Source organism: Methylobacterium sp. J-068 (assembly GCF_022829445.1).
Classification (GTDB): Bacteria; Pseudomonadota; Alphaproteobacteria; order Rhizobiales; family Beijerinckiaceae; genus Methylobacterium.
In genome coordinates, this window is the sequence record NZ_JAKSXY010000065.1 from 59,599 (window position 1) to 66,015 (window position 6,417).

4 protein-coding genes are annotated in these 6,417 nt (G+C 73.3%); all 4 read left to right on the top strand.

Annotated features, from left to right (window positions below; genetic code table 11):
- The first annotated feature begins 155 nt into the window (after positions 1-155).
- The 4 genes from MKK54_RS09375 to MKK54_RS09390 all read left to right on the top strand — a co-directional run bounded on the left by MKK54_RS09375 (position 156) and on the right by MKK54_RS09390 (position 6,280).
- A complete protein-coding gene (locus tag MKK54_RS09375) occupies positions 156-878 on the top strand; it encodes a uroporphyrinogen-III synthase (RefSeq protein ID WP_244010530.1) in 723 nt (240 codons plus the stop codon).
- Between the two features lie 136 nt (positions 879-1,014).
- Positions 1,015-3,210 (top strand): hypothetical protein, encoded by a 2,196-nt coding sequence (locus MKK54_RS09380; RefSeq protein WP_244010531.1) that lies wholly within the window; start codon positions 1,015-1,017, stop codon positions 3,208-3,210.
- 138 nt (positions 3,211-3,348) lie between these two features.
- Complete coding sequence (locus MKK54_RS09385) at positions 3,349-4,971, top strand: heme biosynthesis protein HemY (protein WP_244010532.1); 1,623 nt, start codon at positions 3,349-3,351, stop codon at positions 4,969-4,971.
- A gap of 181 nt (positions 4,972-5,152) precedes the next feature.
- Entirely contained in the window at positions 5,153-6,280 is a 1,128-nt protein-coding gene (locus tag MKK54_RS09390; protein ID WP_244010533.1) for a DUF2336 domain-containing protein, read from the top strand.
- Positions 6,281-6,417 lie beyond the last annotated feature (137 nt).

Genomic DNA, 6,417 nt, shown 5'->3' on the forward strand with positions numbered 1-6,417 from the left:
GGGCTCGGGTCGAGTCCGGCGCACCCTAACCGCCCGCCCCCCTTCCCCGCAACGACGGCTTGCCAGGCGCGACCAGAACGGCATGGATGAGACCGTCTTCCGCTCGATCGAAGCGGATTTGGTCTGAGCCGGACTTTCCGGGGGCACGGAGCGTGATGCGGATCTGGGTGGCGCGACCGGAACCGGGGGCGGCGCGAACGGCGGCGCGCCTCGCGGCCCTCGGGCACCGGCCGCTCGTCGCCCCCGTGCTCGCCGTCGCCGCCACCGGAATTCAGCCCCCTGAAGGCCTCTTCGCAGGCCTGATCCTCACGAGCGCCCATGCGGTCGGCGCCCTGGATGCAAGCGAGCGCACCCGGTTCCGGACCGTCCCGGCCTTCGCGGTCGGCGCCAGGACCGGCGCCCTCGCGGAGCGCGCCGGCCTGACGGACGTTCGGGTCGCCGATGGAGATGCGCGCGCCCTGGCCCGGCTCGTCGCGGCCACGCTGCCGGCGCGATCCGCCCTGCTCCACGTCGCGGGCGTCGATCGGAAAGCCGAGCCGGCCGCATCCCTGCGCGAGGCCGGCTTTTCCTTGAGCGTCTGCGAGATCTACGCGATGCGCATCGCCCTCCGTCTCCCGGACGTGATCGCGCAGGCGCTGGATGCCGGCGCGATCGACGCCGTCCTCCACTATTCCCGGCGCAGCGCGAGCGCGGCACGCGATCTCGCCGGCGCGCAGGGTCGAAGCGGAGCCTTCCGGTCCCTGACGCATTACTGCTTGTCGGCGGACGTGGCCGCGCCCCTGGTCGCCGCCGGGATCGCGGTCCATTTTGTGCCCGAGAGACCCGACGAGGACGCGCTCCTCGCCGGATTGTCGGCCTCCGGGCCAACAGGAATCTGACAAGGGCCTCGCTCCGGCGATGGCCCTGGTGCTAGGACGGGCGCAAGAAGCTGCGCCGCCAGCCTCGACCCATCGGGCGCCGGACGCGCCGCACGGGGCGGGGCCGGACGACAGGTCGGGAAGGGAGCCTTGAACCGTGAAACCACCCAACAGCGACGCCAACCGTCCGGGATCTCCCACCGGCAGCCAGCCGGGCAAGCCCGGCGGCCCGGGCGTCGAGACGACCGGCAAGCCGGATCTCGCCAAATCAGAGCCTGCCAAATCCGAAGCGCCCAAGTCGGAGCCCTCCCCCGTGTCCCCCGGCAAGACCGAGGGCCCTGCTCCGCGGGTCGGCCAGGACAGCGTCAAGACCGATGCGGTGAGGACCGAGGCGGCGAAGGCCGAGATTCTGAAGTCGGGAGCGACGAAGGTCGAGACCGTGAAGCCCGACGCTGCAAAACCTGATCCTGCCAAGCCTGATCTTGCCAAGCCCGAGGCGACCAGGCCCGAGACGCCGAGAACCGAAGCCGTGAAGCCAGACGCCGCGAAGGATGCTGCGAAGGTCGAAGGTCTTAAGGTGGAAGGTCTCAAGACCGAGGCGCCGAAGCCTGACGTTTCCAAATCCGAGCCACCCAAGTCCGAGCCTCCCAAGACGGGGGCGTTCGGAAGTGGCGCGCAGGGCGGGACGCGGCCGACCGCGTCGGTCACCGATGGCCCGATCATCGACCTCAAGGCCAAGCGGCTGCCCGATCCGGTTCCACCGGGCAAGCCTTCGCCGGGCAGTGCCTCGACACCGGGCGCGGCTGCGGCGGTTGGGGCGGGGATGGCCAGCAAGACTCCCGATGCCGGCGCCTCCGCTCCGAAGGGCGCGGATGGGAAGACCGGCGCGCCGGGTGAGGCCGCCGCCAAGCCGTCGGGCGCCACGACACCCAGGATCGCTCCGAGTCCGGCGACCGCTGCGCCATCCGCTGCCCGTGGACCCGGCTTCGGCTCCCTCGCCACCGCCGGGCTCCTCGGCGGCGTGATCGGCGCCGGATTGCTGTTCGGCGTCGAGCGCAGCGGGCTGCTGCATCAGGCCGACGATTCCCGTTTCGCCGCCCTCGATCAGCGCATCGCCGCGCTGGCACCGAAGGACGCGGTGGCGGGCCTCGACAAGCGGGTCGCGGCCAACGAGGCGGCCCTGAAATCCGTCCCCGAGGCGGTCGCAAAGGCGCGCGAAGCCCTGGAAAAGGCAAGTGCCCCGCAGGGCGGCGCCGCACCCGCCGCCGAAGGCGCCGCGGCGCCCGTGGCGGCGCCCGCCGACCTCGTGGCGCGCCTCGACGCCCTCGACCAGCGCGTCTCCGCGCTTCAGGAAGAGCCGGGACGCGACCAGGGCTCGGATGCCCGCATGGCGGTGACGCCGTCCGGCGGCCCCCAGCTCGGCGCCCTCGACGAACGCCTGAAGGCCCTCGAAGGCAAGGTCGATGCTGCGCCGAAGCCCAGCGCCGCGCCCGACCTGACGCCGAAGCTCGCCGCCCTCCAGGACGATGTCGCGGCGCGGACCAAGGCGAATGCCGAGGCGGCCCAGGCCCTGAGCCAGAAGGTGACGGCGCTCCAGCAAACCTTGGAGGCCCGGGTCCAGGCCGCCACCGAAGCGGTGCAGACCGCGACGCAGGCGAGCGAGAAGCTCGCCGACGCCAACAAGACCCAGGCGGCCGAAGCGGCCAAGGCGGTCGAGCGTCAGCTCCAGGCCCAGTCCGAGAAGATCGCGGGTCTCGACAAGGCCGTGGCCGAGCGGGCCGAGACCGCGACCGTCCAGGCGGCCCTGCGCGTGGTCTCAGCCGACCGGATCGCCACGGCCCTGAACACGGGGGCGCCCTACGCCGATGCCCTGGCCGCGTTGCGGGGGCTCGAACCCGGCGATCCCGCCCGCCTGACGGCGGTCGCGGCCTTCGCCGACAAGGGGGCGCCCACGGCGCGGATGCTGGCTGCCGAGTTCCGGCCGATCGTGGAGAAGATCGCCGCCAGCCGCCGCGCCGCGCAGAGCAAGGCGGTGGCCGAGAGCGGCGACATCGGCACGAAGCTAATGAGCATGGCCGAGTCGATCGTTCAGGTGCGCCGCGTGGAGACGCAGCCCTCCGCTGCGCCGGCGGGCGCCCCGGCGCCCGACGCCACGGCGAAGGTGCAGGACGCGCTCGATCGCGGCGCGATCAAGGACGCCGCCGAGGCCTTCGCGACGCTGCCCGAGGCCGTGCGGGCGGAGGCCGGCGAGTTCGGCACCCGGTTGCGCTCGCGGGCCGCGGCCGGCGAGGCGGCGCAGGGCCTTCTCGCCGACGCCTTCAAGGGCCTTCCCGCCACCGGCCCCTCGCGTTGATCCCTCGGCCGCGCCTTCCGCCCGCCGGGGCGGGAGGCGCGGCCGGCACGATTCCGTGCAGGAGCTCCGCAGCGCTCCCGCCCCCGACTCTCGGTGTCACCGCATCGGCCGACGCCACTCCCAGGAGTTTCTGATCTCATGTGGCGCGCCCTCGCCTTCCTGGCCCTCCTCGCCGTCGCGGCCTACGGCGCGACCTGGGTCGCCGACCATCCCGGCACCGTCACCATCGTGTGGAACGGCTACGAGGTGGCGACCAGCCTCGCCATCGGGCTGATCGGCGTCCTGATCGCCGCCATCGTGGTCGGCTTCATCTGGGCCATCGTGCGCGGGTTCATCACCCTGCCCGAGACGCTCGTGCGCGGCTCGCGCGACCGGCGCCGGGCCAAGGGCTTCTCGGCCCTCTCGCGCGGCATGGTCGCGGTGGGCTCCGGCGATCCCCTCGCCGCCCGCCGCCACGCCAACGATGCCGAGCGCCTGCTCGGCGCCGAGCCCCTCGCCCTCCTGCTCAAGGCCCAGGCCGCGCAGATTTCCGGCGACCGCGAGGCGGCCGAGCACGCATTCCAGCGCATGGTCAACGATCCCGAGACGCGGGTGCTGGGCCTGCGTGGCCTGTTCGTCGAGGCGCGGCGACGCGAGGACGACGCCTCGGCCCGGGCCTACGCCGTCGAAGCCGCCCGCCTCGCCCCCAGCGTGACCTGGGCCAACGAGGCCGTCCTGGAGGCGCAATGCGCCGACGGCGACTGGAGCGGCGCGAACGAGACGGTGGAGCGCCGCGCCTCCCTCGGCCTCATCGAGAAGGGCACCGCCCGGCGCCAGCGCGCCGTGCTGCTCACCGCCGCCGCGCAGGAGCGCGAGGCCGGCGAGCCGGAGGCGGCGACCGAGCGGGTGCTCAAGGCCGTCAAGCTCGCGCCCGACCTCGTGCCGGCGGCCGTGCTGGCCGCGCGCCTGATGGTCCGTCGCGGCGATCTGCGCAAGGCGGCCAAGATCATCGAGACGGCCTGGCGCGCCGGCCCCCATCCGGATCTCGCCAAGACCTACCTGAACCTGCGCACCGGCGATTCCGTGCGCGACCGCATGGCCCGCGCCGAGACCCTGGCGAAGATCTCGTCCTGGCATCCGGAGGCCCGCCTCGCCATGGCGCAGGCCGCCTACGAGGCGCGGGAATTCCCGCAGGCACGGGAGGCGCTCGCCCCCTTGCTCGCGGAGCGCCCCACCGTGCGGGCCTGCCTTGCCATGGCGCGCCTGGAGGAAGCCGAGCACGGCTCCGGCTCAGGCCGTGCCCGCGAGTGGCTCTCCCGTGCCGCGCACGCGCCGCGCGATCCGCTCTGGATCGCGGACGGCATCGCCTCCGAGACGTGGGCCCCGGTCTCGCCGGTCAGCGGCCGCCTCGACGCCTTCGTCTGGAAGACGCCGACCGAAGTTCTCGCCGGCCCCGGCGAGGACACGAAGGCCGATGCGCCGCTGCCGGTTCCGATGACGCCGGCCGCCCCCGCCGGCACGGCAGCGACCAAGTCGGAGACGCCGCCGGCGGCGCCCCCCGCCGCCAAACCCGCGACGGTCCTGTTCTCCTCAGAGGCCAAGACGGAAACCAAGCCCGAGACCAAGCCGCACGACCCGGTCTCCACCACCGGCGGCACCGCGCCCGTCGCCGCTGGCATGGCCCAGGCCGCGGCGAATCCGGTCCAGCCCGGCACGCCGGTCCCGGTAGTGTTTCCGCCGCCCCGGACCGGCGAGGATGCGAAATCCCGGCGCGCGAGCTGAAAGGCTCCGGGTTCGGGATGTCTCGATCCGGCGATGCCTTCCCCACGGGATCGCCGGCTCCGACGAAGAAACGCCGGTGCTTGGCGCAGGAAGGGACGCTCCCGCGCGAGCGTCCTTAAAGGTCGGTTCACGCACTTCGCTTAAAGCTTGGCTCCAGCGAGTTCTGCGTAACCGAAGTGCCATGTCCCCATCACTCGACGATGCGCCGGACCTCTCCGGCCTGATCGAATTGTCGCGCCTCGACAACCTCGATCTGAAACCGGTCATCCTTCGGGTGCAGACGGACCTCTTCCTGTCGGCCTCCGTCCGCGACCGGAAGACGGTGTCGGCCTTCGCCTCCCTGGCCGGCGGGCTGATCCCGATCGTCGATGACGAGACGGCCGAGATCGTCGCCCGGAAGCTCGCGCCCTTTCCCGATACGCCGCCCGCGCTCCTCGCCGCCCTCGCGGCCCGGGGTGGGGCCGCCCGCGACGCGATCCTCGCCCAGGCGCCGATCCTGACCCAGACCGTGATCGACGCCGCCCTCTCAGACGGCAGCGATGTCGGCGCGGCCCTCGCCAGCCGCCCGGACCTCTCCCGCTCCACGCTGGCCGAGATGATCGCCCGCGACGATTCGGCGATCGACCGCGCCCTGGCGGAGAACCCGGCGCTGAACCTGCAGGGCGAGATGCTCGCCCGCCTCGTCGCCCGCGCGCGCCGAACCCCCGATCTGGCCCAGCGCCTCCTCGCCCGTCCGGAACTGGCGCATGGCGACGTGGCGCCGCTGTTCCTGATGGCCGACGAGACGCGGCGGGAGGCGATCGGCCACGCGATCCTGGCCACCGCCGCCCTGCGTGCGATGCCCGCCGCGCCGCGCGAGGCCGGGGCGGTGCTCACCGGCTTCTCGGCGCGCGGCGACGTGGCGGGATTTGTCGCCGCCCTGACGGAGATGCTCGGTCTGCCCAAGGGCTTCCTGGCCGCCACCCCCGATCCGTCCCTGCGCTACGAGCTGCTGACGGTGGCGTTGCGGGCGGCGGGCCTGCACGAGGAGGAAGCGGTCTACATCTTCCTCACCCTGAACGAGGGCGTGGCCCGATCCGTCGACCGGGTCTTCGACCTCGTGAAGCTGTTCCGGACGGTGCCGCGCGCCGGTGCGCGCGATCTCCTCGCCGCCATCCTCGATTGGACGCCGCAGGATCGCGCCGCGGCCGCGGGGGCGCACCAGCCCTACCACGCCCCCGATTCGGCGCGCCCACGCATGCCGGCGGTCGCGAGCGAGCGCCCGCCCCTGCGGCCCCCCCTGCCGTCGCGGCTGCGCCAGACCTCCTGATACGGCCTCCGGTAGATTAGGTCGGACAGCTGACGAGACGGAGCGCGGGTCCCCTCTCCTGGAAGGAGAGGGACAGGGTGAGGTGCGTGACCTCTCCGGAGATGGACTACACCTCACCCCAACCCTCTCCTTCCAGG

Bases quoted from the DNA above. Each gene is read 5' to 3' on its own strand.
- MKK54_RS09385 (WP_244010532.1), top strand. From the start codon at position 3,349: ATGTGGCGCGCCCTCGCCTTCCTGGCCCTCCTCGCCGTCGCGGCCTAC.
- MKK54_RS09375 (WP_244010530.1), top strand. From the start codon at position 156: ATGCGGATCTGGGTGGCGCGACCGGAACCGGGGGCGGCGCGAACGGCG.
- MKK54_RS09390 (WP_244010533.1), top strand. From the start codon at position 5,153: ATGTCCCCATCACTCGACGATGCGCCGGACCTCTCCGGCCTGATCGAA.